This window comes from uncultured Roseovarius sp., from assembly GCF_963972555.1.
Lineage (GTDB): Bacteria > Pseudomonadota > Alphaproteobacteria > Rhodobacterales > Rhodobacteraceae > Roseovarius > Roseovarius mucosus.
Window position 1 is genome coordinate 69,888 of record NZ_CAXAUM010000002.1, and the last position, 23,169, is coordinate 93,056.

Below are 23,169 nucleotides of genomic sequence, written 5' to 3' on the forward strand. Positions count from 1 at the left end.
GAGGTGTTTCACGTGAAACATTTTGACGTCATCGTGATTGGCGGCGGGCATGCCGGTGTCGAAGCTGCGCATGTGGCGGCACGGATGGGGGCGCGGACAGCGCTGGTGACGTTGAGCCGTGGCGGAATTGGCGTAATGTCCTGCAACCCGGCAATCGGGGGGCTGGGCAAGGGACATCTGGTTCGTGAAATCGATGCGCTGGATGGCGTCATGGGCCGAGTTGCGGATCGGGCGGGCATCCAGTTTCGCCTTTTGAATCGACGCAAAGGCCCCGCAGTTCAAGGGCCAAGGGCGCAGGCGGATCGCAAGATTTATCGCGAGGAGATGTTGCGCGAAATGGAGGGCTGCCCAACCTTGGATATCGTTGAGGGGGAGGCCGCAGATTTTCTGATGCAGGGCGACCGGGTGGTCGGCGTGCAGCTGGCGGATGGTAGTGAGATCGCTGGTTCCGCGGTGGTGTTGACGACGGGTACTTTTTTGCGTGGTGTCATTCATATTGGCGACGAATCCTATCCGGGTGGTCGAATGGGAGATCGCCCGGCCATACGTCTGGCGGAGCGCATGGATGGATTTGGCCTTCCGATGGGGCGATTGAAGACGGGCACGCCCCCACGACTGGACGGCAGAACGATTGACTGGTCGCGTTTGGAGGAACAGCCCGGGGACGATGAGCCTGTCCTATTTTCGTTTCTGTCGAAAAGCCCCATGGCACGGCAGATTTCCTGTGGGATTACCCATACGAATGAGCAGACCCATGCGATTATCAGGGAGAATCTGAGCAGATCTGCGATGTATGGCGGTCATATCGACGGGATCGGGCCGCGTTATTGCCCGTCAATCGAGGATAAGATCGTTCGATTTGCCGATAAAGCATCGCATCAGGTTTTTTTGGAGCCAGAAAGCTTCTCTGATCATGTGATTTACCCGAACGGAATTTCAACATCCCTGCCTGCATCGGTGCAAAAGGCCTACGTTCGCTCTATTCTGGGCCTCGAGCAGGTTGAGATTCTGCAGCCAGGGTATGCGATTGAATATGACTATGTGGATCCGCGCGCGCTTGATAGCCGCCTGGCGGTTAAGTCCGTCCCCGGGCTTTTCCTTGCGGGGCAGATCAATGGGACCACAGGATATGAGGAAGCTGCGGCGCAAGGACTGGTTGCAGGTCTGAATGCGACGCTGGAGGCGAAAGGGCGCGATCCGGTACATTTTAGTCGAACAGACAGCTATATTGGGGTGATGATTGATGATTTGACCACCCGTGGCGTCAGCGAGCCCTATCGGATGTTCACGTCACGCGCGGAGTTCCGTCTGTCGCTGCGTGCGGATAACGCCGATCAAAGGCTTACGCCTCTGGGTATTGAGCTCTGCTGTGTGGGCGCCGTGCGCCGCGCCGCATTTGATGACAAGATGGAGCGGTTGGTGCAAGGTAGAGAGCTGCTGGAGGCGGCGAGCTACACGCCGCGTCAATTGGCTGAAAGCGGCCTCAGGGTCAATCAGGACGGTGCGCGGCGCAGCGCCTTTCAGGTTCTGTCTTTTCCTGATGTCTCCTTTGCCGATCTCCTGCGGCTTGATCCAGAATATGGCGTGATTGATCCCGAGTGTCAGGAGCAGCTTGCACGCGACGCTCTTTATGTCAGCTATATCGACCGGCAGGCCCGGGATGTGGCGATGATGAAACGGGATGAGGCGCATTCCATTCCCGAAGGATTTTCCTATCGGCGGATCGAGGGGCTGTCCAACGAGCTCAAGGGGAAGCTGGAGCGGGTGCGTCCGGAAAACCTCGCCCAGGCGGCTCGGATCGAAGGGATGACGCCGGCAGCGCTGAGTTTGATTCTTTCCAAGTTGCGACAGGCCGCACGGGAGAAGATCGCGTGACCGGCTTGCCGGATGTTTCACGTGAAACACAAGAGCGGCTAGAAATCTATGGGGATTTGCTGACCAAGTGGAACCCGCGCATCAACCTGGTGTCAAAAAAGAGCCTGGAAGAGATGTGGACCCGGCACTTTGCCGACTCGGCGCAGATTTATGCGATGGCCCCGCATCCCGTCGACCATTGGGTCGATATGGGATCGGGGGGCGGCTTTCCAGGTTTGGTGGTTGCGATTCTGGGCCAGGACCACGAGTCGCCGCGACGGGTAACCCTGATCGAATCGGACGCTCGAAAGGCGGCGTTTCTGCGGGTTGTCATCCGTGAAGCAGGCCTCAATGCCACGGTCCTCAACGAGCGGATCGAGAAAACAGAGCGGCAACATGCAAATGTGCTCTCGGCGCGCGCGTTGACCGACCTGAACGGGCTGTTGGCTTTTGCTGAGCGGCATTTGGCGCCGGACGGTGTTGCGCTCTTTCCCAAAGGTGTAAGCTGGGAAAATGAGCTGACCGCTGCCGAAAGAACGTGGTGTTTCAACCATCGACTTGTTAAAAGTGCCACAGAAGACGGTCCCGTCATTTTCGCCATTACAGGAGTGTCCCGTGCCTGATCCGACGCGCCCCGAAGGACCGAAAATCATCGCGATTGCCAACCAAAAAGGCGGGGTGGGCAAGACGACGACGACCATAAATCTGGCGGCGGCGCTCGCAGAAACGGGCGCGCGCGTGCTGATCGTTGATCTTGATCCGCAGGGTAATGCCTCGACCGGGCTTGGGCTTGAGGTCGCCGCGCGGCGCGTCACGGTGTACGACCTGTTGCTGGAAGAGGCGCCTCTGGGCGAGGTTATCCAGCCTACCATGCAGGATGGGCTCTCGATCATTCCGTCCACGGTCGATCTTTCCTCTGCGGATATTGAGCTCATTTCGAACGAAAAACGCAGCTTTCTGCTGCATGATGCCCTTCGGCAGCCTGCGATGGATGGGTATGCGTTTGATTACGTGCTGATCGATTGCCCTCCGTCGCTCAATCTTTTGACGGTGAATGCGATGGTTGCGGCGCATTCTGTTCTGGTGCCGCTACAGAGCGAGTTTTTTGCCCTTGAGGGCCTGTCGCAGCTCTTGCTGACCATACGCGAAATCCGGCAGACCGCGAATCCGGCGTTGCGGATTGAGGGGGTCGTGTTGACAATGTTCGACTCGCGCAACAATCTCTCCACGCAGGTTGAGCAGGATGCACGCGACAATCTGGGCGAGCTGGTGTTCCGGACCAGGATTCCGCGTAACGTGCGCGTAAGCGAAGCGCCGTCTTATGCGATGTCTGTGCTACGTTACGATCCGCTGTCCAAGGGGGCGCAGGCTTACCGCGATCTGGCGCAGGAACTGATTGAAAACACGGCGCGAATCGCCGCCTGATCAAAGGGAATCGGCTATGACCGGCAAAAAATCTCAACCGCGTGGTCTGGGCCGTGGGCTGTCAGCGTTGATGGCGGATGTCACGACAGAGGGTCCGGAGCGCCCTGCCGATACGCCACGGCGCCCAGATCTGTTGGTGCCGGTGGAAAAAGTCCGACCCAATCCAAACCAGCCGCGACGCGATTTCGACAGCGCGCTGCTCGAGGATCTGGCGCGCTCGATTGCGGAGAAGGGCGTTTTGCAGCCACTGATCGTGCGTCCCATCGCGGATCGGGAAGGAGAATATGAAATCGTCGCCGGGGAACGCCGCTGGCGGGCGGCGCAAATGGCCAAGCTGCATCAGATCCCTGTTCTGGTGCGTGATTTTAACGATACCGAGGTTCTCGAGGTTGCGATCATCGAGAATATTCAGCGCGCCGATCTCAATCCGGTGGAAGAGGCCTTTGGCTACCAGCAACTGATGCAGAAATTTGGCCATACGCAGGAACGTCTGGCTGAGGCGCTTGGCAAGAGCCGGAGTCACATCGCCAATTCGGTGCGGCTTTTGTCGCTTCCCGACGAGGTCTTGGGGTATGTGCGCGAGGGCAAGCTGTCTTCGGGCCATGCGCGTGCGCTTATCACGCTGGACGACCCGGCTGCCGCGGCCCGGCAAGTGATTCAAAAGTCCCTGTCCGTGCGTGACACCGAAAAGATGGTCAAGACCGGAATCGGTAACATTTTCATGGAAACCGGACGCTCAGCCAAGCCGCGTAAGGAAGTTCTCAAGGATGCCGACACGCGGGCGCTCGAGGATGATTTGTCGGCCAGCCTTACGATGAAGGTCGAGATTGAGCATGTTCCGGGGCAAGAGAATGGCCGGATCACCATACATTATGCGTCACTCGATCAATTGGATCGCCTGATTGGTATGCTCAGTATTTAATCCGGCAAGAGATCACGAATCACCGCGTTGAGCACCGCTCGCCCCGCGCGGGTCGCGCGCAAGCGGTGACCGTGCGTTTCGATCATGCCAATGGACTTGAGGTGTTTGATGGCGCCTTCGTCCAGCGGCTTTCCCCCAAGCGTTGCAACCCGTGCCGGATCAATTCCATCCGTGATCCGCAGGCCCATGAGCAGGTATTCCACAGCCTGATCCGGACCGGATAGAAGATCACATGTTTCGCTTGCTTGGCGATGTTCAACACTGCCCAGCCATTTGCCCGGAGGGCGAAGCGCCTCGGTCGCGCATTTACGACCATCGCGGGTGAGTCGGCCATGCGCACCGGGCCCGATGCCGATATAATCGCCGTAGCGCCAATAGATCAGGTTGTGCCGTGATTCCGCCCCGGGGCGCGCGTGGTTCGATACCTCATAGGCGGGCAGGCCCGCGGCCTCGCAGATGTCTTGCGTTACCTCATACATTTCGGCGGCGGTATCGTCCTCTGGCAAGCCGCGCAGTCGGCCTGCCGCGTAGCGATCACCAAAGGCGGTGCCGGATTCGATGGTGAGCTGATAGAGAGACAGGTGATCGGCCGCCATCGAGAGCGCGTCACGCAGTTCGGATGCCCAATCCGAGAGGGATTGATCCTGACGGGCATAGATCAGGTCGAAAGAGACACGCGTAAAGTTTTCTCTCGCAATATCAAAGGCTTGCCTTGCTTCTGAAACGGTGTGGATACGGCCTAACCGTCGAAGATCGCGATCGTTCAACGCCTGAATGCCCATCGACACGCGGGTAATGCCCGCTTGGGCAAAGGCACGAAACCGTCCGGCCTCGACCGAACCGGGGTTCGCCTCGAGTGTGATTTCCGGATCATTGGCCATGGGCCAATGCTGTCTGATACGGTCCAGAATTGCCGCCACCGTTTCGGGCGCCATCAGGCTCGGCGTTCCCCCGCCGAAAAATATCGTGTTCAGCACCCGATCGGGCGCCAGCGCCGCGTAACGGTCAATTTCGCTCAGATAGGCCGCGCACCAGCGGGTTTGATCGATCTGCCGCGCGACATGGCTGTTGAAATCGCAATAAGGACATTTGGCCTCGCAAAACGGCCAATGGAGATAGAGGCCAAAGCCACCCTGTTGCCAATCCTCAGCCAAAACAGCCAGCGACCAGTTTACGAAAGGCGTCTGCGCGATGGCTGATGCGATTCTTTTGCGATGCCGTCATCTCAGCAAAGGTCAGATCGTGGCCAAGAGGCTGGAACATCGGATCATAGCCATGCCCCTCCGCGCCTCGCGTGGGCCAGACCACCCAGCCCTCGATCGTGCCCTCGAAAACTTCGTCATGCCCGTCAGGCCAGGCCAAGACCAGGGTGCAACAAAATCGCGCTGTCCAGGGCTGTGGTTCCTTGCTGTCCAAGAGCGCATGGTGGGCGCGCAGCATCGCTTTGTTAAAGTCACGCCCAGTCTCTGTTTCGGCCCAGTCCGCCGTATAGACGCCAGGTGCACCGTCTAGCGCGTCAATTGCGATGCCAGAATCATCCGAGAGCGCGGGTAGGCCGGTGGCCTGGGCGGCCGCATGGGCCTTGATCCGCGCGTTCCCGACAAAAGTCGTCTCTGTTTCGGCAGGTTCCTGCAGGCTAAGGGCTGCCGCGCCGACCACCTCGACTCCGTAAGGCGCAAGAAGCGCACGAATTTCGTCGAGCTTGCCTGCGTTATGCGTGGCGACCAGCAGCCGGTCGGCGGTGAATTTACGCACCCGTCGCCTCGCGCTGTATCGCAACCAATTGGTCGATGCCCTGTTCGGCCAGATCAAGCAATGCGTTCATCTGGTCGCGGCTATAGGTTGCGCCTTCGGCACTCATCTGCACTTCGATCAGGCGCTTGGTGCCGGTCATGATGAAATTGCCATCGACTCCGGCCTCGCTGTCCTCGGGGTAATCGAGATCGAGAACGGGCTGGCCGGCGTAGATGCCGCAGGACACCGCGGCCACCGGGTCGGTCAGCGGATCGCTCAGTACGTCTCCCGCCTTCATCAGTTTTTGTACCGCCAGTTTGAGCGCGACCCAGCCGCCGGTGATCGAGGCGCAGCGGGTGCCGCCGTCTGCCTGAATTACGTCGCAATCCACCGTGATCTGACGCTCGCCCAATGCCACGCGGTCCACACCTGCGCGCAGGCTGCGGCCGATCAGGCGCTGGATTTCAACGGTGCGTCCGCCCTGTTTGCCTGCTGTTGCCTCACGGCGCATGCGGCTCCCGGTCGAGCGGGGCAGCATGCCATATTCCGCCGTGACCCAGCCCAGCCCTGAGCCTTTGACAAAGGGCGGCACACGCTCTTCGATGGTGGCGGTGCACAGAACATGGGTATCGCCCACCTTGATCAGGCAAGAGCCCTCTGCATGTTTGAGAACGCCTGTTTCAATTGAAACAGAGCGCATTTCGCTTAAATTTCTTCCCGACGGCCGCATGACAGGTCCCTTTCCTTGGTCGCCCCGGGATATATGGGCTAGGCCTCCCATGGCAACCCCGATTGACCTTTGGCCGTTGCGGTCCTTAATAGCTCAAGAGACAGGAAGCCAAGCAGATGACAGACGCCGCCTCGATCCTTGAACAGCTCAATGACCGCTCACGCGAGGTGTTTCGCCGCGTGGTCGAGAGTTATCTGGCCAATGGTGATCCGGTCGGGTCGCGCACCCTGACCCGCGACTTCAGCGAAAAGGTCAGTGCCGCCACAATCCGCAACGTGATGCAGGACCTGGAATATATGGGTCTCTTGGGCAGTCCCCATATCAGCGCCGGTCGGATACCCACGCAAGAGGGCCTGCGTATGTTCGTCGATGGTCTGCTTGAGGTCAGCAATCTAGAGGCCACGGACCGGCAGGCGATTGATGCAACAGTGGGCAGCAATTCGCAGGATGTCGGCGGCGTGCTGGACCGGATCGGGGCGGCGCTTTCTGGTGTGACGCGGGGTGCATCCTTGGTGCTGGCGCCCAAACATGAGGCCCCGATCAAGCATATCGAGTTTGTGAGCCTTGGTCATGATCGCGCGCTTGTGGTGTTGGTGTTTTCCGACGGTCATGTCGAGAACCGGATTTTCACCCCGCCGCCGGGGCAAACACCAAGTTCCATGCGGGAGGCTGCGAATTTTCTCAATGCGCTGATCGAGGGCAAGACGCTGTCGGATCTGCAGACCGTGATCGCGCGTCAGATCGCGGCGCGGCGGCAGGAGATTGATCAGCTTGCCCGCGATCTCATTGATAGCGGACTTGCCGTCTGGGAGGGCGAGGGCGACAAATACGAGCGATTGATCGTGCGTGGGCGCGCAAATCTGCTGAGCGGCGCCTCTGAGGAAAAGGATCTGGAGCGGATTCGCATCCTGTTTGACGATCTCGAACGCAAGCGCGACATCGCAGATTTTCTGGAACTGGCCGATGAGGGGGCCGGTGTGCGCATTTTTATTGGCTCCGAGAACAAACTTTTCTCACTTTCGGGTTCCTCTTTGGTGGTCTCTCCATATATGAACGCTGACCGTAAGATCATCGGTGCGGTGGGGGTTATCGGCCCCACGCGCCTCAATTACGGGCGGATTGTGCCGATCGTGGATTACACGGCGCAGCTCGTGGGCAAACTGATCTCCGACCGGAGCTAGAGGTGAAGAATGGCAGAGCCGAAAGAAGACAGCTTTCTCGATGATATCGAAGAGGCCGCCGCGCAAGAGCGCGAGCGCATGGATGACGATATGAGCGATGACGCAGTAGAGCTTGATGCGCTGCGCGCCGAGCGGGACGCGCTGCGTGACAAGTTCATGCGTGCGCTGGCCGATGCCGAGAATGCGCGCAAGCGGTCCGAGAAGGATCGGCGCGAGGCCGAGAATTACGGCGGGTCCAAGCTGGCACGCGACATGTTGCCAGTGCATGACAACCTCAAGCGAGCGCTGGAAACGGTCAACGAAGAGCAGCGCGCCGGGTCTGCCGCGCTCTTTGAGGGCATCGAGCTGACCCTGCGCGAGCTGCTCAATGTCTTTGCCAAACACGGCATCACCGTGATTGATCCGCAGGTCGGCGACCGATTCGATCCGCAGCATCACGAGGCGATGTTTGAGGCACCGCTGCCTGGCACCAAAGCGGGTGACATCATTCAGGTGTCCACCCAAGGGTTCATGCTGCATGATCGCATCCTGCGCCCCGCGCAGGTCGGCGTGTCATCGAATCGCGGCTAATGAGTGCAAAGGCGGGGTTTACCCCGCCTTGTCGGCCCGTGCCTCGGCGATAGCCTTGAGTTCATAGATCAGATCCAGCGCCTCGCGCGGCGTGAGAGCGTCGGGCAGGATAGTGGCAAGCCGCGTTTCTACCGCCGACTCGCGGGTTGGCTTTGGTGCTGGCGACGGAGCCACGGCGGCGAAGAGCGGCAGCTCGTCGATCAGCGCCTTTTGCGATCTGTGTCCCTCTCGGTCGCCCTTTTCCAGCGCATCGAGCACCACGCGCGCCCGCGCCACGACCGAGGCAGGCAGCCCCGCCAGTTTCGCCACCTGCACACCGTAACTGCGATCCGCCACGCCACGGCGCACTTCGTGCAGGAATATGACGTCGCCGTCGTGTTCCTTGACGCGCACGGTGGCATTGTCGACCCGGGCAAGTTTGTCACTGAGTTGCGTCAATTCGTGGTAATGCGTGGCAAAGAGCGCGCGGCAGCCGTTCACCTCATGCAGATGTTCGAGCGTGGCCCAGGCGATGCTGAGCCCGTCCCAAGTGGCTGTTCCGCGCCCGATTTCATCGAGAATCACCAGCGCCTGATTGTCCGCCTGATTGAGAATCGCGGCGGTTTCGACCATTTCGACCATGAAGGTCGAGCGCCCGCGCGCCAGATCGTCCGAGGCGCCGACGCGACTGAAGAGTTGGCTGACAATTCCGATATGGGCGGATTTTGCAGGCACATAGCTGCCGATTTGCGCCAATAGGGCAATGAGCGCATTCTGGCGCAGAAAGGTGGATTTACCCGCCATGTTCGGGCCGGTCAGCAACCAGATGTCACTGCTCTCGCCCAGATCGCAATCATTGGCGATGAAGGGGTCGCCGCCTTGGGCGCGCAGCGCGCGTTCCACCACCGGATGCCGCCCGCCCTCGATCCGGAGTGTGCGGCTCTGGTCCACCACGGGGCGGCACCAGTTTTCGGCGCGGGACAGATCCGCCAGAGCGGCGGTCAGATCCAGTTCTGCCAGCGCGCGGGCGCATTGGGCAATTTTGGCCGCGTGGTCGAGAATTGCAGTTTTCAGGCTGTCATAGAGACGTTTTTCAATCTCGAGCGCACGACCGCCTGCGTTGAGAATCCGGGTTTCCATCTCGCTCAGGGGCACGGTGGTAAAGCGCAGTTGATTGGCGGTGGTCTGACGGTGTTTGAACGTCTCGTTCAGCGGGGCGCCCAGCATCCGGTCGGCATGGGTGCTGGTCACTTCGATGAAATAGCCCAGCACGTTGTTATGCTTGATCTTGAGCGAGGAAATCCCGGTTTGCGTGATGTAATCGCCCTGCATCCGCGCGATGACGCCGCGCCCCTCGTCGCGCAATTGGCGCGCTTCGTCGAGGTCGCTGTCATAGCCGGGTGCCACAAAGCCGCCATCGCGCACCAGAAGCGGTGGTTCGGCCACAAGCGCCTGATCGAGGAGGTCGAGAAGCGCGTCATGCCCGGTCAGACCCGAGGCGGCCTCTTGCAAAAGAGGCGGCAGATCAGAGCCGCCAAGACGCGCGGCAATCTCCGTCGCCTGTGCCAGACCGTTGCGCACCGCCGCCAGATCACGCGGACCGCCGCGATCCAACCCGAGGCGCGACAGGGCGCGGTCCAGATCGGGCACCTTGCGCAAAGCCTCTCGAAGATCGGTGCAAATGCGGCTCTGTTCCAGCGCGAACTGCACCGCGTCAAGGCGCGTCTGCACGGTGTCGAGCACGCGGCTTGGGCTGGAGATGCGCCGCTCCAGAAGCCGTCCACCTCCGGCTGTCACTGTCCGGTCGATCGCGGCCAGCAGTGATCCGGCGCGCGTGCCGCCCAGGCTGTGGGTCAGTTCAAGGTTGCGCCGGGTGGCGGCGTCGATCTGCATCACCCGCGCCTCGTTTTCGCGGGTTGGCGGCCGCAACAGAGGCAATTTGCCCTTCTGCGTGATGTCGAGCCAATCGACGATGGCACCCATGGCGGCAATTTCGGGACGGGTGAAGGCCCCATAGGCGTCAAGTGTATCCACGCCATAGAGCTGGCAGAGCCGCCGCTCGCCGGCTGTGCTGTCAAAGGCGGCTTGTCCCAAACCGGTGAGAGAGGCCCCGGATTCAGAGACTATTTCGCTTAAACCGGCAATGTCCGTCTCGGCCAGCAGCACCTCGCGCGGGGCGAGCCGGGCCAGTTCGGGGCCAAGGCGGGCGGGGGTCAAGGGCATGACATGAAAAGTGCCGGTTGAAATATCGACCCAAGCCAGTGCGCCCGCGCCCCGGATATTTGCGAAACTGACGAGGTAATTGTGGCGGCGGGCCTCAAGCAGGCTTTCTTCGGTCAGGGTTCCCGGGGTGACAAGGCGCACCACCTCGCGCCGGACCACCGACTTGGCACCGCGCTTCTTCGCCTCTGCGGGATCCTCCATCTGTTCGCAGACGGCGACGCGAAAACCCTTGCGAATGAGGGTCAAGAGATAGCCTTCGGCGGCATGGACGGGCACGCCGCACATGGGAATATCCTGATCAAGATGCTTGCCGCGTTTGGTGAGCGCAATATCCAGCGCCTCGGCCGCGGCCGCGGCATCATCAAAGAATAGCTCGTAGAAATCGCCCATGCGGTAGAAGAGCAGCGCTTGTGGGTACTGCGCCTTGATCTCCAGATATTGCGCCATCATCGGCGTGACGGTTGATCCCGTTGTGTTCACCAGTGCCCCCTCTTTCTCGGGCGACCTTACAAATCCATGGTGCGGGACGAAAGACCAAAGCGTGATTGCGGGCAGGCGCGTCGGTGTTATCGTTGGATAAGAAAACTGAGTATTTGGGCCAAAAAGAAGCGAGTGGGATGATTTTCAATCTCGGATCGATCAATGCCGATCATGTCTACCGCGTTGTGCATCTGCCGCGTGCGGGCGAAACTGTTGCGGCGCAGGGTTACGCGCGGGCGCTGGGCGGAAAGGGCACCAACCAGTCGATTGCGGCGGCGCGGGCCGGGGCCGAGGTGGTGCATATCGGCGCAGTGGGCGCAGATGGGGATTGGATGGTGGCGGACCTGGCCAAGGCGGGCGTGGATGTGCGGCATGTGCGTCGCGAGTGCGTCGCGTCGGGGCATGCGGTGGTCACGGTTGAGCAGAGCGGCGAGAATGCGATCTTGGTCCACGGCGGCGCCAATCGGGCGCTGCGGCTTGAGGATCTTGAGGCCGCGCTGGCAGAGGCGGGGCCGGGTGATTGGTTCTTGATGCAGAACGAGACGAATTTGCAGGCCGAGGCCGCGCGGATGGCCGGGGCCAAGGGGCTACGCATCGCGTATTCCGCCGCACCGTTTGATGCGGCTGCGGTGCGGGCGGTGCTGCCTCATATCACACTTTTGATGTTGAATGAGGGGGAGGCGGCGCAGATGGAGCGGGATATGGGCGTGGTCCAAGTTCCGATGCTCTGCGTCACACGGGGCGCGGGCGGTGTGAACTGGATCGAGTCGGATTTGGGCAGAATAGTGACTATTCCGGCCCCAGAGGTGGTTGCGGTGGATACGACCGGCGCAGGCGATACCTTTGCGGGGTATTTGGTGGCCGGGTTGGCGGTGGGGGTCGCGCCAGAGCGCGCCTTGCGTCAAGCGCTTGGTGCCGCCGCCATTTCCGTCACGCGCCCCGGTGCGTCGGGGGCGATCCCCACGGCGGCGCAGGTTGCGGCGTTTCTGGCTCAGGAGTGACCGGCGAAGGGCGCATCCTTGCCCCAAAGCTCTTTGACACGCGCATCACGCCCGCAGGCGTCGCGGTAGAGTTTGTAAGCGCTGGCCTTGGTTCGGGGGCCAAAGCGGGTGAGGACAATGTCGCTGCTCTTGTAATAATCCTGATGATAGGCGTCGGCGGGGTAAAAGCGCTGGGCGTTCAGGACCGGGGTGACGATCTCTTGGCCCAATGCTGCTTGCGCGTTGGCGATCGCGTTCTCGGCTATACGCTTTTCCGCCGGATCAGAGACGAAAATCGCCGTGCGATAGCTCTCGCCCCGGTCGCAGAACTGGCCGCCTGCATCGGTCGGATCGACCGAGCGCAGGAAAAGTTGCAAGAGTTGCGCGCGGGTGATCTGGGCGGGGTCAAAGGTGATTTGCACCGCCTCGTAATGCCCGGTGCCGCCAGCCGAGACCTGTTTGTAGCTGGGGTTTTCCAGGGTGCCGCCGGTAAAGCCTGATTCGGCGGCGATCACGCCGCGAACCTGCTCGAAATCCGATTCGACGCACCAGAAACAGCCACCTGCGACGACCAGCGTTTCGGTATCCGCTGCGTGGGCGCGGGTGCCGTGTACGCAGAGGCCGACGACGATCAGCCCTGCGAGCAATGCCGCCTTGAGTTCGCGAAGATGTGTGATCATGGCTTTGCCCTCCTGATTGTTCCCATCATGCTGCAAATGCAGCCTCGACCCAATCCACGACGCCGTGATGTCACAGGGTATTGAGCAATGTTTCGCCGTCTGCGCGTTAATCCGTCAAAAGATGGCTCAGCTCGGTGCCAGATGCAGCGCCAGTTCGCGTGCGGGGCAGATGCCCTTGAGCCCGCCGGGCACGTCGAGATCGGCCAGTTGGGTGATCCGGTAATGGGATGCGTAATGGCTGTGCACCTCTGCTGCCGTCACGGAAAAGGGCGGCCCGGCCATGATCGCGGGGTCATATTCGAAGGTCACGAGCAATTGCGGCGCGGTCGCGGTCAGCGTCACAAGATGCGCGGTGTAACGCGCGCGCATATCGGCAGGCAGGGCCACAAGCGCGGCGCGGTCGTAGATCGCGTCCACCGGCCCGAGCAAATCAGGGGTAAGCTCGAAAATATCGCCTGCAAACACTATCACGCCGGGGGCGGCATAGGAGCGCAGCGTGCCATGGTCGGTGATCTCTGGCGTGACGCCCAGTTCCTCGAAAAGCTGGCACACGGCGAAGTCGCTGAGTTCGGCGCCCGCGACGCGATACCCTTGGGCGAGGAGCCAGGCGATGTCGCGGGTCTTGCCACAGAGGGGCAGGAAGATCCGCGCGCCGGGATCGAGACCCAGCGCGCCGATATGGGCCGAGAGCATGCGGTTTACGTCGCCCTCGTGAAAGCCGATTTGCATGTTCTCCCAACGGGTATGCCAGAAATCGGCTTCCACGGCGGTTAGCCCTTGAGTCGGCGGTCGCGCGCCGCCAGCAGTTTGAGGCGCAGCGCATTGAGCTGGATAAAGCCTGCGGCGTCCTTTTGATCATAGGCGCCGGCGTCATCTTCGAAGGTGACATGCGCCTCGGAATAGAGGCTGTGATCCGACCAGCGGCCAACGCAGGACACCGAGCCTTTGTAGAGCTTGAGGCGGACGGTGCCGGTCACGTGTTCTTGGCTTTTGTCGATGGCGGCCTGGAGCATGTAGCGTTCGGGGCTGAACCAGAAGCCGTTGTAGATCAGTTCCGCATAGCGCGGCATCAGCGAATCCTTGAGATGGCCCGCGCCGCTATCAAGGGTGATCTGTTCGATGCCGCGATGCGCCTCGAGCAGGATGGTGCCGCCGGGTGTTTCGTAGATGCCGCGCGATTTCATCCCGACAAAGCGGTTTTCCACGAAATCAAGCCGCCCGATGCCGTGCTTGCGGCCATATTCGTTGAGGTCGGTCAGGATCGTGGCAGGGCTGAGGGCCGTGCCGTTGATGGCCACGGCATCGCCCCGTTCGAAGGAAACTTCGATGAACTCGGGCGTATCGGGCGCATCCTCGGGGCTGACGGTGCGCTGATAGACGTAATCGGGGGCCATTTCGGCGGGGTCCTCGAGCACGCGACCCTCGGAAGAGGTGTGCAGCAGGTTGGCATCCACCGAAAAGGGGGCCTCGCCGCGCTTGTTCTTGGCGATCGGGATCTGGTTCTTTTCGGCGAAGTCGATGAGCCGCGTCCGGCTGGTCAGATCCCATAGACGCCAGGGCGCGATCACCTTGATGTCCGGGTTGAGCGCGTAGGCGGCGAGTTCAAACCGCACCTGATCATTGCCCTTGCCGGTGGCGCCATGGGCCACGGCATCAGCACCGGTCATCGCGGCAATCTCGACCAGTCGTTTGGAGATCAGCGGGCGAGCGATGGAGGTGCCCAAGAGATAGAGCCCTTCGTAGAGCGCATTGGCGCGGAACATCGGAAAGACGAAATCGCGCACGAATTCCTCGCGGACATCTTCGATAAAGATGTTTTCCGGCTTGATCCCCAGCATCTCGGCCTTTTGGCGCGCGGGATCGAGTTCTTCGCCCTGACCGAGATCAGCGGTGAATGTCACCACCTCGCAGCCATATTCGGTCTGGAGCCATTTCAGGATGATCGAGGTATCGAGGCCCCCGGAATAGGCCAGAACAACTTTCTTGGGCGCGGACATGTCATTCCCCTTGCGTCAAATCTGGCTGGCGGAGTAGCGGCTTTTGCGGTGATGGGCAAGTGGACGCGGTTGACTGCGCCTCTGGTTGTGCTAGCGACGGCGGGCAATTGTCAAAAGGTGCGGTTATGGCGGCGTGGCGTATTTTCATCCATTCGGTTCAGATGATTTTCAACAACCTGCCGCAGGTGGTGCGCATTGTCTTGGTGCCGATGGGGATCGGGATTGCGGCGATCGCCCTGTTTGCGGTTCTGGGTGTCTCGATGGACGGGACGGATTCCGAGGGTGCGACGGGCGGACAGATCGCGGGGATGATCCTGTTGGCGCTTGTGTTGATCGGTCTGGCGCTCTGGGTCATTGTGGCGTGGCACCGTTTTATCCTGCTCGCGGAATATCCCCAAGGTTGGGTGCCGGTGCTGCGAACGGATCGCATGCTGTCTTATATCGGGCATTCTTTCTGGCTTGGCCTTGTGATGACGGGCCTGATGTTGCCCCTCTTTCTGGTGGTTGGGGTTGTTGGCGGGCTGGCCCCCCTGATTGTCACGATTGTGAGTGTCGCGGTGATCGTGGCGGCCAATGTGGTGTTCTTTCGGCTCGCGACGATGCTGCCTGCGGCGGCAATTGGGCAGCCGCTTACGTTGAAAGAGGCGTGGATTGCGACCGAAGGCAGCAGCGTCACGATCCTGATCCTTGTGCTCATACTGGGTGTGGCGCAATTCGCGTTGCAGCTTTTGCTGGGGCTGCTGCTCTTGGCGCCGGTGATCGGGATCGTGTTGATGGTGCTGGGCACAGTTGTCTCGGGTCTGGTCAATATCAGCATTCTGACCACGCTTTACGGCTATTATATCGAGAAGCGCGCGATCTGAGCCTTGTCAGGGGGGCACGATTGCGGCACTGAGGCGGGCATGACCGAGTTTCAGGAAAATGCCCGCGCCGCAGAGGCCGCGATGCGCGCCGTGTTCGAGCCCACACCGCTCCAACGCAATGATCACCTGTCCGAGCGCTATGGCGCTGAAATCCTGCTCAAGCGCGAGGATCTGAGCCCGGTGCGCTCCTACAAGCTGCGGGGCGCGTTCAATGCGATGCGCAAGGTGCTGGCGGCGCGGCCGGACACGGCGACCTTTGTCTGTGCGAGTGCGGGCAATCATGCGCAGGGTGTGGCCTACATGTGCCGGCATTTTGGGGTCAAGGGCGTGATTTTCATGCCGGTGACGACGCCGCAGCAAAAGATCGGGAAAACCGAGAAGTTTGGCGGCGATGCGGTGGCGATCCGGCTGACGGGCGATTATTTCGACGACACGTTGGCGGCGGCCCAGGCCTATTGCGCGCAGGTGGGCGGGCATTTCCTGTCGCCGTTTGACGACGAGGATGTGATCGAGGGACAGGCTAGCGTTGCGGTCGAGATCGAAGCGCAACTGGGCGGGATGCCCGATCACCTCATTTTGCCGGTGGGTGGTGGCGGGCTATCGGCGGGGGTGCGCAGCTATGTGGGCGCACGGGCCGCGCTGACGCTGGTGGAGCCGGCGGGGGGCGCCTGTTTGGGTGCGGCACTGGCGGCGGGGGAACCTGTGCGCTTGCGGCACGTGAACACCTTTGCCGATGGGGCGGCCGTGGCGCAGATCGGCGCGCGCACATTCGCGCGGCTGGCGGATCTCGATCCGGCCCGCGCGATGGTGATCGAAGAGGACCGGCTCTGTACCACGATGCTGGAAATGCTCAATATCGAGGGGATTGTGCTGGAGCCGGCGGGGGCGCTGGCGGTTGATGCGCTCAAGGATATGGCGGGTGTGATCCGGGGCAAGACGGTGGTTTGTGTCACCTCGGGCGGTAATTTCGATTTCGAGCGCTTGCCCGAAGTCAAGGAGCGGGCACAGCGGTTCTCTGGCGTGAAGAAGTATTTCATCCTGCGGATGCCGCAACGTCCCGGGGCGCTGCGCGAGTTTCTGGAGATATTGGGACCAGAGGACGATATTGCGCGGTTTGAATATCTCAAGAAATCCGCGCGCAACTTTGGCTCTGTGCTGATCGGGATCGAGACGACCCGGCCCGAGAATTTCGCCCCGATCCTGACGCGGCTGGATGCGGCGGGTTTTGAGTATCGCGACATCACACGGGATGAGGTGCTGGCCGAGTTCCTGATCTGAGGGTCAGGCGGCGATGACCTGTGCCAGACCGGCGATGAATTCGGATTTCGAGCGCGTATAGCAATCGAGCACGGCGCCGAGGTCGATCCCGTCGTGCTGACCGGCGGCGGCGGCGCGTTCGCCCTGATGACAGAGATCAGCAAAGGCGGCAAATCCGAGATTGAGCGCGCTGCCCTTGAGGAAATGCAACAGCGCCTCAAGGTCTGGGCCAGGGTCAGGCAGGCGCAGTTTCCCGATTTCGGTATCCACCTCGTCCAGGAAAAGCTCGACCACCTCGCCAAAGGCGTCAGCCCCGATTTCATCGCGCAGGTCCTGCACGCGGCCCCAGTCGATCATAATCTACCCTCCGATACCTGCTGTCAGACTGGACGCAAAGCGCTGATAAAGGGTTAAGTCGGATCAGAAATCCGTGCGAATTTTACCATTCACCTCCTGTTAAACCCTGTGCGCCTAGGAAGGGCGGAGACAGTGTAAAAGGTGGCCCGGGTGCGATCACGAGCGGAAGAGGTGGCAGGGACGGATGCGGGCGGCGGGGTGATCCAGCGCGTCCTGGTGGTGGATGACAGCCGATTGCAGCGGCGCATCCTGACGGCATCCTTGCAGCGCTGGGGATTCGAGGTGCAAGAGGCCGAATCAGGCGAGGATGCCTTGCGTCTCTGCCGGGATCACCCGCCCGATCTGGTGATGAGCGACTGGATGATGCCGGGGCTGAGCGGGTTGGAATTCTGCCGCCGATTCAGAGAGATGCCGCACGAGAGCTATGGCTATTTCATCCTTCTGACCTCGAAAAGCGACAAGGATGAGGTGGCGTTGGGCCTTGATGCCGGGGCGGATGATTTCCTGACCAAGCCGGTCAATGCCGCCGAGTTGCGGGCGCGGATCTCGGCGGGGGCACGCATCCTGCGGATGCAGCGCGAGCTGACCGAGAAGAACCGGCTGATCAAATCGACGCTGGACGAGTTGCAAACGCTGTATGATTCGCTCGACAGTGATCTGATCGAGGCGAAGAAGCTGCAACAATCGCTGGTGAGCGAGCGCTATCGTGATTTCGGCGCGGCGGAGGTGTCGTTGATGCTGCAATCGGCGGGGCATGTGGGCGGCGATCTGGTGGGGATGTTCCCGATCGGGGCCACGCGCATCGGGCTCTATGGCATCGACGTGTCGGGACATGGGATCAGTTCGGCGCTGATGACGGCGCGACTGGCGGGCTATCTCTCGGCCTCTGTGCCGGAGCAGAACCTCGCCCTGCGCAAGACGCGCGATGGCCGGTTCGTGGCGCGCCCGCCGGCACAGGCAATTGCGATGCTGAACCGGCTGATCATGTCAGAAATGGAGACCGAGCATTATTTCACCCTTGTTCTGGCCGATGTCGATCTGGAGAGCGGGCGGGTGATCCTGTCTCAGGCCGGGCATCCGCATCCGGCGGTGCAGCGGGCGGATGGCACGGTGGAATTCATCGGCGCGGGCGGTTTGCCTGTGGGGTTGATCGACGGAGCCGAGTTTGAGCAATTCGAGGTGCAGATGGGGCCGGGCGACCGGCTCTTGATCCATTCCGACGGGGTGATCGAATGCGCGGGTCAAACCGGCGCGCTGTTGCAGGAGGAGGGGCTGGCCGCGATCCTGCGCGAGTTGCGGCAGACGCGCGGCATGGCGCTGCTCGAATCGCTGGTGTGGAAATTGTCGGAATTTGCCGGGGATGCCGAATTCAACGATGATATTTCAGGGGTATTGCTGGAATTCAAAGGCAGCGGATTTCCCGGCTGACAAAGTGCCGATCGCCGGAATTGCCAAGCTCCTGTGCGGCCTGCTCCGGTTCGATCCAGACCGCGCGGTGCCCCGGCTCGCTGGGTGGGCCCAGTCGTCGCACCGGATGGGCGCGGAAGATGATGCAGAGCTTTTCTGCCCATAGGTCGTATTCCGGCATATAGGTAAACCGGCGAAAGGCCCCGAGACGCCGGGGCCGCGCGATGAGCCAGCCGGTTTCCTCGAACACCTCGCGGTAGAGCGCCTGTACGGGTGATTCGCCGGGATCAATGCCGCCGCCGGGCAATTGCAGCTCTGGCAGCGGGTCCGCCTGATGAGTCACGAGCAGCCGGCCGCGATGTGGCAGGATGGCATAGGCACCGGGGCGCAGGCGATAGGCCACATCGGGCCGGGGGCTCTCTCCGAATCGTCTGATCATCTGGCACCTCTCTTGGGGTTGGCTTGTCCTGACGGTACAGGCGCGATATGCCAAGTCGAGACCCAAAGGAAAGCCCATGACACTTGGACAGAAAATCGCCTGGGATGATACGATCCTGCCCTTTCAGCTTGACCGCGCCGATATTCGCGGGCGGGTGGTGCGGCTTGACGGGGTGTTGGACGGGATTCTGAAACAGCACGATTACCCCCCGCAGGTCGAGGCGTTGATCGCGGAAATGGCTCTTTTGACCGCGTTGATCGGGCAGACGATCAAGCTGCGGTGGAAACTGTCATTGCAGGTGCAGACACGCGGTGCGGTGCGGATGATCGCCACGGATTACTATGGCCCGAGCGAGCCGGGCGAGCCCGCGCGGATGCGCGCCTATGCCAGTTTCGATGCAGAGCGTTTGAGCCATGCGCGCCCCTTCGATCAGTTGGGCGAGGGGTATTTCGCGGTGATGCTGGATCAGGGGCAGGGCACGACGCCCTATCAGGGGATCACGCCCATCGCCGGAGAGGCGTTGCGCCACTGTGCCGAGGCATATTTTGCCCAGTCCGAGCAATTGCCGACACGTTTTGCGCTGAGTTTCGGGAAATCGACCGAGGCAGGCGGCGTCGAACACTGGCGCGCGGGTGGTGTCATGCTGCAGCATATGCCCAAGGCGTCGCCCTTTGCCAATGACGGCGGATCGGGCGATGGTGGGCTCTTGCAGGCCGAGGATATTCTGGACGGCGACGATGCCGAGAATTGGAATCGTGCCAATGTCCTGCTCGATACGGTCGAGGATCTGGAGCTGATCGGGCCGTCGGTGGCGCCGACGGATTTGCTGATCCGGCTGTTTCACGAAGAAGGGCCGCGCGTTTTCGATATGCAGGCGGTTCGGTTTGGCTGCACCTGTTCGGAGGAGCGCGTGCGCAGCAGCCTGTCGATCTATTCCGCGCGCGATATTGCGACCATGACGACGCAAGAGGGCCTTGTGACCGCCGATTGCCAGTTTTGCGGAGCGCATTACCGGTTGGATCCGGCGACAGTCGGGTTTGAGGCCAAGGATGACGAGGCCGGGGGCGGTGACTGATCCGCTCGATCGGGTGCTGGCTGCGCTGCGGGCCGCGCAGGCGCCCTCGTCGGATTATGATCTCAATCCCGGTGTCGTCTTGCCCGAGGGGCGCAAGCTGCGGGCGGCGGCGGTGCTGATACCGGTGCGCGAGGGGCGCGTGATCCTGACCAAGCGGTCCTCGAAACTGCGGCATCATCCGGGGCAAATCGCCTTTCCGGGGGGCAAACAGGATGCGGGTGATCCCGATATTACAGCCACGGCGCTGCGCGAAGCGGAGGAGGAAATCGGGATCGACCGGCGCAACGTTGAGGTGTTGGGGTTTCTGCCCCGGCATGAGACTGTGACAGGCTTTGACGTGACGCCGGTTCTGGCGCGGTTGCATGGGCCGTTTCAGCCCCGCGCCGAGCAGGGCGAGGTCGATGAGGTCTTTGACGTGCCGCTGGCGCATGTGCTCGAGTTGGGCCTGTATAGGGTCGAGAAACGCCGCTGGCGTGGGGATTGGCGGCGCTATTATGCGGTGCCCTATGGCCCCTATTACATCTGGGGCGCCACGGCGCGAATCTTGCGCAATCTTGCGGATCTGGCGGGGTCGGAATGAAGGTTTCCGGCGCATGGATCGAGGCCAGGGCGACGCAGGCGGTCTGTGCGATGCTGACCGGCGCGGGGTATCAGGCGCTGTTTGTCGGCGGCTGCGTGCGCAACGCGCTCTTGGGTGCGCCGGTGGGGGATATCGACATTGCCACGGACGCGCGGCCCGAGGTAGTGATGGAACTGGCCGATGAGGCTGGGCTCAAGGCGGTCCCGACGGGGATCGAGCATGGCACGATTACGGTGGTTTCGGGTCACATTGGCCATGAGGTTACGACCTTTCGCAAGGATGTGCAGACCTTTGGCCGGCATGCGGTGGTGGCCTTTGCCGACGATCTGCACACGGATGCCCGGCGGCGGGATTTTACCATGAACGCGCTTTATGCGCGGCCCGATGGCGATGTGGTCGATCCTTTGGGCGGGTTGGAGGATCTACGGGCGCGGCGGGTCCGGTTCATCGAGGATGCGGATCAGCGAATTCGCGAGGATTACCTGCGAATCCTGCGGTTTTTCCGATTTCACGCCTGGTATGGCGACCCCGAGGGCGGGCTTGATGCCGAGGGGCTGGCGGCCTGTGCTGGCAATGTCGAGGGCTTGGCGCGCCTCTCGCGTGAACGCGTGGGGGCGGAGATGCGCAAGCTCTTGGGGGCGCCCGATCCGGTCCCTTCGGTGGCGGCGATGCAGGCGGCGGGGGTGTTGAACGCGGTGCTGCCGGGGAGTGACGCGCGCGCCCTGGCCCTGCTGGTGCATCTGGAATCAGAGACGAACACGGCCCCGGATGCGATTCTTCGACTCGCTGCGCTGGGTGGCGAAGCGGTGGCAGAGCGGTTGCGCCTGTCGCGGGCCGAGGCGCGGCTGCTGGACCTCTTGCGCAGGGCGGCGGCGGAAACGACGCAGGCGGCGGAATTGGGGTATCGCCACGGCGTCGAAGAGGGGCGCGCGATCCTGTTGCTGCGTGCGGCGCTCTTGGAGATGCCCTGGAGTGCGCGCCTTGCCGAGGATCTGGACCAAGGGGCCAAGGCACGATTTCCGGTGACGGCGGCGGACCTGATGCCAGAGTACTCCGGCCCCGCGCTGGGCGAACGGTTGCAGGCGTTGGAGCGGCGCTGGATCGAGTCGAATTTTACGTTGACGCGCGATGATCTGCTCTGAGCGGGCTTTCACCGCAGGGCGACGCAGGCTAAAGGCGCAGGCATGAGCGAACATGACATCATACGATTGGGGCATCAGGGCGACGGCATTGCCGAAGGGCCGGTTTATGCGCCCCTGACCCTGCCCGGCGAGCGGGTATCGGGCACGCTGAACGGTCAGACCCTGACCGATGTGCGGATCATCACGCCGTCCTCGGATCGGGTCAGCGCACCCTGTCGGCATTTTCGGTCCTGCGGCGGCTGTCAGGTGCAACATGCGTCGGACGGGTTCGTTGCCGCGTGGAAGCAAGAGGTGGTGCGTGCGGCGCTGGCGGCACATGGCATCGCGGCTGAATTTCTGCCGATCCATGTCTCGCCGCCGCAATCCCGGCGGCGGGCGGTCTTTGCTGCGAAACGCACGAAAAAGGGCGCGATGGCAGGGTTTCATGCGCGTGGCAGCGACGTGATCATCGAGGTGCCGGACTGTCACTTGCTGCATCCCGAGGTGTTGCGCGGGTTGAGCGTGGCCTGCGATCTGGCCGCGACGGGCACAAGCCGCAAGGCGGCGCTGGCGGTCAGCGTCACGCGGTCCCTCGTCGGGCTGGATGTGGCGGTGGCCGAGGGCAAGCCGCTGGATGGGCCGCTGCGGATTGCCTTGGCGGCACTGGCTGAGCGGCATGATCTGGCGCGGCTGGCCTGGGGCGATGAGGTGGTGGTGACGCGGCGCGCGCCAGCGCAGGCCCTTGGGACCGCACGGGTGGTGCCGCCACCGGGGGCGTTCCTGCAAGCGACAGCAGAGGGTGAGGCGGCGCTTTTGGCAGAAACAGAGACTATTCTGGCTGGTGCACGGCGGATTGTTGATCTCTTTTCCGGGTGCGGCACCTTTGCCTTGCCTTTGGCGCAGCGGGCGCAGGTGCATGCGGTCGAGGGTGAGGCCGCGATGCTGGCGGCGCTGGATGCCGCTCGGCGTGGGGTTGCGGGGTTTCATCCGCTGAGCGTTGAGGCGCGGGATCTCTTTCGCCGCCCACTCTTGCCGGATGAGTTGGCGCGGTTCGATGCGGCGGTGATTGATCCACCGCGTGCCGGGGCCGAGGCGCAGATTGCCGAAATCGCGCGTTCGGGCCTGCACCGGCTGGCCTATGTATCCTGCAACCCGGTGACATTTGCCCGCGATGCCAGGGTGTTGATCGCGGCGGGCTATGTGATGGGGCCGGTGCGGGTTGTGGATCAATTCCGCTGGTCGGCGCATGTGGAGATGGTGGCCGGATTCACGCTGAACAAGGTGTGATCCTGACAAATCCCTCTACCACCATACC

General features: G+C 61.9%; 23 protein-coding genes. 14 read left to right on the plus strand and 9 right to left on the minus strand.

The genetic code is table 11. From position 1 onward, the window contains the following. The first annotated feature begins 12 nt into the window (after window positions 1-12). The 4 genes from mnmG to AACZ65_RS02135 are packed head-to-tail and all read left to right on the plus strand — an operon-like array spanning window position 13 to window position 4,201. Window positions 13-1,875, plus strand: coding sequence for a tRNA uridine-5-carboxymethylaminomethyl(34) synthesis enzyme MnmG (gene mnmG / locus AACZ65_RS02120; RefSeq protein WP_339667694.1), 1,863 nt, complete (start codon window positions 13-15; stop codon window positions 1,873-1,875). Continuing rightward, window positions 1,872-2,477 carry a 16S rRNA (guanine(527)-N(7))-methyltransferase RsmG gene (rsmG, locus tag AACZ65_RS02125; protein ID WP_339667695.1) on the plus strand — a complete coding sequence of 202 codons (606 nt, stop codon included), beginning with the start codon at window positions 1,872-1,874 and terminating at the stop codon, window positions 2,475-2,477. Before mnmG ends, rsmG begins: the two co-directional genes overlap by 4 nt. Continuing rightward, entirely contained in the window at window positions 2,470-3,279 is an 810-nt protein-coding gene (locus AACZ65_RS02130; protein ID WP_339667696.1) for an AAA family ATPase, read from the plus strand. Before rsmG ends, AACZ65_RS02130 begins: the two co-directional genes overlap by 8 nt. Window positions 3,280-3,295: 16 nt before the next feature. Next, a complete protein-coding gene (locus AACZ65_RS02135) occupies window positions 3,296-4,201 on the plus strand; it encodes a ParB/RepB/Spo0J family partition protein (RefSeq protein ID WP_339667697.1) in 906 nt (301 codons plus the stop codon). Here AACZ65_RS02135 and hemW read toward each other — a convergent pair. Genes hemW through rph form a run of 3 tightly spaced genes read right to left on the minus strand, consistent with a single transcriptional unit; the run spans window position 4,198 to window position 6,665 of the window. After that, the gene (gene hemW, locus AACZ65_RS02140) at window positions 4,198-5,355 is read right to left on the minus strand and encodes a radical SAM family heme chaperone HemW (protein WP_339667698.1); all 1,158 of its coding nucleotides are present in this window, start codon (window positions 5,353-5,355) and stop codon (window positions 4,198-4,200) included. The genes AACZ65_RS02135 and hemW overlap by 4 nt on opposite strands. After that, complete coding sequence (rdgB, locus tag AACZ65_RS02145; protein ID WP_339667699.1) at window positions 5,348-5,956, minus strand: RdgB/HAM1 family non-canonical purine NTP pyrophosphatase; 609 nt, start codon at window positions 5,954-5,956, stop codon at window positions 5,348-5,350. The genes hemW and rdgB overlap by 8 nt, the downstream gene beginning before the upstream one ends. Then, window positions 5,949-6,665: a ribonuclease PH gene (rph, locus tag AACZ65_RS02150; RefSeq protein WP_339667700.1), complete on the minus strand. Its 717-nt coding sequence runs from the start codon at window positions 6,663-6,665 to the stop codon at window positions 5,949-5,951. Before rph ends, rdgB begins: the two co-directional genes overlap by 8 nt. Before the next feature lie 116 nt (window positions 6,666-6,781). Between rph and hrcA the strand changes: the two genes are divergently transcribed. Together hrcA and AACZ65_RS02160 are read left to right on the plus strand one after the other, a co-directional pair. After that, window positions 6,782-7,846 carry a heat-inducible transcriptional repressor HrcA gene (gene hrcA, locus AACZ65_RS02155; protein ID WP_339667701.1) on the plus strand — a complete coding sequence of 355 codons (1,065 nt, stop codon included), beginning with the start codon at window positions 6,782-6,784 and terminating at the stop codon, window positions 7,844-7,846. Window positions 7,847-7,855: 9 nt separating this feature from the next. After that, window positions 7,856-8,416: a nucleotide exchange factor GrpE gene (locus AACZ65_RS02160; protein ID WP_037276165.1), complete on the plus strand. Its 561-nt coding sequence runs from the start codon at window positions 7,856-7,858 to the stop codon at window positions 8,414-8,416. Window positions 8,417-8,434: 18 nt separating this feature from the next. On the opposite strand, the gene mutS is transcribed toward AACZ65_RS02160, so the two are convergent. After that, window positions 8,435-11,068 (minus strand): DNA mismatch repair protein MutS, encoded by a 2,634-nt coding sequence (gene mutS, locus AACZ65_RS02165; protein WP_339668008.1) that lies wholly within the window; start codon window positions 11,066-11,068, stop codon window positions 8,435-8,437. 167 nt (window positions 11,069-11,235) lie between these two features. Between mutS and AACZ65_RS02170 the strand changes: the two genes are divergently transcribed. Then, a complete protein-coding gene (locus AACZ65_RS02170; protein WP_339667702.1) occupies window positions 11,236-12,099 on the plus strand; it encodes a ribokinase in 864 nt (287 codons plus the stop codon). Here AACZ65_RS02170 and msrA read toward each other — a convergent pair. From msrA to AACZ65_RS02185, 3 genes are all read right to left on the minus strand, one after another. Continuing rightward, a complete protein-coding gene (msrA, locus tag AACZ65_RS02175) occupies window positions 12,090-12,758 on the minus strand; it encodes a peptide-methionine (S)-S-oxide reductase MsrA (RefSeq protein ID WP_339667703.1) in 669 nt (222 codons plus the stop codon). The genes AACZ65_RS02170 and msrA overlap by 10 nt on opposite strands. 126 nt (window positions 12,759-12,884) lie before the next feature. Then, a complete protein-coding gene (tmpT, locus tag AACZ65_RS02180; RefSeq protein WP_339667704.1) occupies window positions 12,885-13,523 on the minus strand; it encodes a thiopurine S-methyltransferase in 639 nt (212 codons plus the stop codon). 5 nt (window positions 13,524-13,528) lie between these two features. Continuing rightward, the gene (locus AACZ65_RS02185) at window positions 13,529-14,755 is read right to left on the minus strand and encodes an argininosuccinate synthase (protein WP_339667705.1); all 1,227 of its coding nucleotides are present in this window, start codon (window positions 14,753-14,755) and stop codon (window positions 13,529-13,531) included. Window positions 14,756-14,880: 125 nt separating this feature from the next. On the opposite strand from AACZ65_RS02185, the gene AACZ65_RS02190 reads away from it, so the two are divergent. Further along, entirely contained in the window at window positions 14,881-15,618 is a 738-nt protein-coding gene (locus AACZ65_RS02190; RefSeq protein ID WP_339667706.1) for a threonine dehydratase, read from the plus strand. Window positions 15,619-15,657: 39 nt separating this feature from the next. Beyond that, window positions 15,658-16,896 carry a threonine ammonia-lyase IlvA gene (gene ilvA, locus AACZ65_RS02195; protein WP_339667707.1) on the plus strand — a complete coding sequence of 413 codons (1,239 nt, stop codon included), beginning with the start codon at window positions 15,658-15,660 and terminating at the stop codon, window positions 16,894-16,896. A 3-nt stretch (window positions 16,897-16,899) separates the two neighbouring features. Here ilvA and AACZ65_RS02200 read toward each other — a convergent pair whose 3' ends face one another. Continuing rightward, window positions 16,900-17,232 carry an Hpt domain-containing protein gene (locus AACZ65_RS02200; protein WP_339667708.1) on the minus strand — a complete coding sequence of 111 codons (333 nt, stop codon included), beginning with the start codon at window positions 17,230-17,232 and terminating at the stop codon, window positions 16,900-16,902. Window positions 17,233-17,373: 141 nt separating this feature from the next. Between AACZ65_RS02200 and AACZ65_RS02205 the strand changes: the two genes are divergently transcribed. Beyond that, window positions 17,374-18,660, plus strand: a complete 1,287-nt coding sequence (locus AACZ65_RS02205; protein WP_339667709.1) for a SpoIIE family protein phosphatase — start codon at window positions 17,374-17,376, stop codon at window positions 18,658-18,660. On the opposite strand, the gene AACZ65_RS02210 is transcribed toward AACZ65_RS02205, so the two are convergent. Further along, window positions 18,635-19,078, minus strand: a complete 444-nt coding sequence (locus AACZ65_RS02210) for an NUDIX hydrolase (protein WP_339667710.1) — start codon at window positions 19,076-19,078, stop codon at window positions 18,635-18,637. The two genes, AACZ65_RS02205 and AACZ65_RS02210, sit on opposite strands and share 26 nt — an antisense overlap. A gap of 76 nt (window positions 19,079-19,154) precedes the next feature. Here AACZ65_RS02210 and AACZ65_RS02215 point away from each other — a divergent pair, with 76 nt between their 5' ends. Genes AACZ65_RS02215 through AACZ65_RS02230 form a run of 4 tightly spaced genes read left to right on the plus strand, consistent with a single transcriptional unit; the run spans window position 19,155 to window position 23,141 of the window. Then, window positions 19,155-20,153, plus strand: coding sequence for an Hsp33 family molecular chaperone HslO (locus tag AACZ65_RS02215; protein ID WP_339667711.1), 999 nt, complete (start codon window positions 19,155-19,157; stop codon window positions 20,151-20,153). Further along, on the plus strand, window positions 20,128-20,733 hold the full coding sequence (locus tag AACZ65_RS02220; protein WP_339667712.1) for a CoA pyrophosphatase: 606 nt from the start codon (window positions 20,128-20,130) through the stop codon (window positions 20,731-20,733). Before AACZ65_RS02215 ends, AACZ65_RS02220 begins: the two co-directional genes overlap by 26 nt. After that, window positions 20,730-21,875 (plus strand): CCA tRNA nucleotidyltransferase, encoded by a 1,146-nt coding sequence (locus AACZ65_RS02225; RefSeq protein ID WP_339667713.1) that lies wholly within the window; start codon window positions 20,730-20,732, stop codon window positions 21,873-21,875. The genes AACZ65_RS02220 and AACZ65_RS02225 overlap by 4 nt, the downstream gene beginning before the upstream one ends. A gap of 42 nt (window positions 21,876-21,917) precedes the next feature. After that, on the plus strand, window positions 21,918-23,141 hold the full coding sequence (locus AACZ65_RS02230; protein WP_339667714.1) for a class I SAM-dependent RNA methyltransferase: 1,224 nt from the start codon (window positions 21,918-21,920) through the stop codon (window positions 23,139-23,141). The last annotated feature ends 28 nt before the right edge of the window (window positions 23,142-23,169 follow it).

Excerpts from the sequence above, each read along its gene's own strand:
- AACZ65_RS02135 (WP_339667697.1), top strand. The coding sequence starts at position 3,296 with ATGACCGGCAAAAAATCTCAACCGCGTGGTCTGGGCCGTGGGCTGTCA.
- rph (WP_339667700.1), bottom strand. The coding sequence starts at position 6,665 with ATGCGGCCGTCGGGAAGAAATTTAAGCGAAATGCGCTCTGTTTCAATT.
- hrcA (WP_339667701.1), top strand. The coding sequence starts at position 6,782 with ATGACAGACGCCGCCTCGATCCTTGAACAGCTCAATGACCGCTCACGC.
- AACZ65_RS02160 (WP_037276165.1), top strand. The coding sequence starts at position 7,856 with ATGGCAGAGCCGAAAGAAGACAGCTTTCTCGATGATATCGAAGAGGCC.
- mutS (WP_339668008.1), bottom strand. The coding sequence starts at position 11,068 with ATGATGGCGCAATATCTGGAGATCAAGGCGCAGTACCCACAAGCGCTG.
- AACZ65_RS02170 (WP_339667702.1), top strand. The coding sequence starts at position 11,236 with ATGATTTTCAATCTCGGATCGATCAATGCCGATCATGTCTACCGCGTT.
- msrA (WP_339667703.1), bottom strand. The coding sequence starts at position 12,758 with ATGATCACACATCTTCGCGAACTCAAGGCGGCATTGCTCGCAGGGCTG.
- AACZ65_RS02185 (WP_339667705.1), bottom strand. The coding sequence starts at position 14,755 with ATGTCCGCGCCCAAGAAAGTTGTTCTGGCCTATTCCGGGGGCCTCGAT.
- AACZ65_RS02190 (WP_339667706.1), top strand. The coding sequence starts at position 14,881 with ATGGCGGCGTGGCGTATTTTCATCCATTCGGTTCAGATGATTTTCAAC.
- ilvA (WP_339667707.1), top strand. The coding sequence starts at position 15,658 with ATGACCGAGTTTCAGGAAAATGCCCGCGCCGCAGAGGCCGCGATGCGC.
- AACZ65_RS02200 (WP_339667708.1), bottom strand. The coding sequence starts at position 17,232 with ATGATCGACTGGGGCCGCGTGCAGGACCTGCGCGATGAAATCGGGGCT.
- AACZ65_RS02210 (WP_339667710.1), bottom strand. The coding sequence starts at position 19,078 with ATGATCAGACGATTCGGAGAGAGCCCCCGGCCCGATGTGGCCTATCGC.
- AACZ65_RS02215 (WP_339667711.1), top strand. The coding sequence starts at position 19,155 with ATGACACTTGGACAGAAAATCGCCTGGGATGATACGATCCTGCCCTTT.
- AACZ65_RS02220 (WP_339667712.1), top strand. The coding sequence starts at position 20,128 with ATGACGAGGCCGGGGGCGGTGACTGATCCGCTCGATCGGGTGCTGGCT.
- AACZ65_RS02225 (WP_339667713.1), top strand. The coding sequence starts at position 20,730 with ATGAAGGTTTCCGGCGCATGGATCGAGGCCAGGGCGACGCAGGCGGTC.
- AACZ65_RS02230 (WP_339667714.1), top strand. The coding sequence starts at position 21,918 with ATGAGCGAACATGACATCATACGATTGGGGCATCAGGGCGACGGCATT.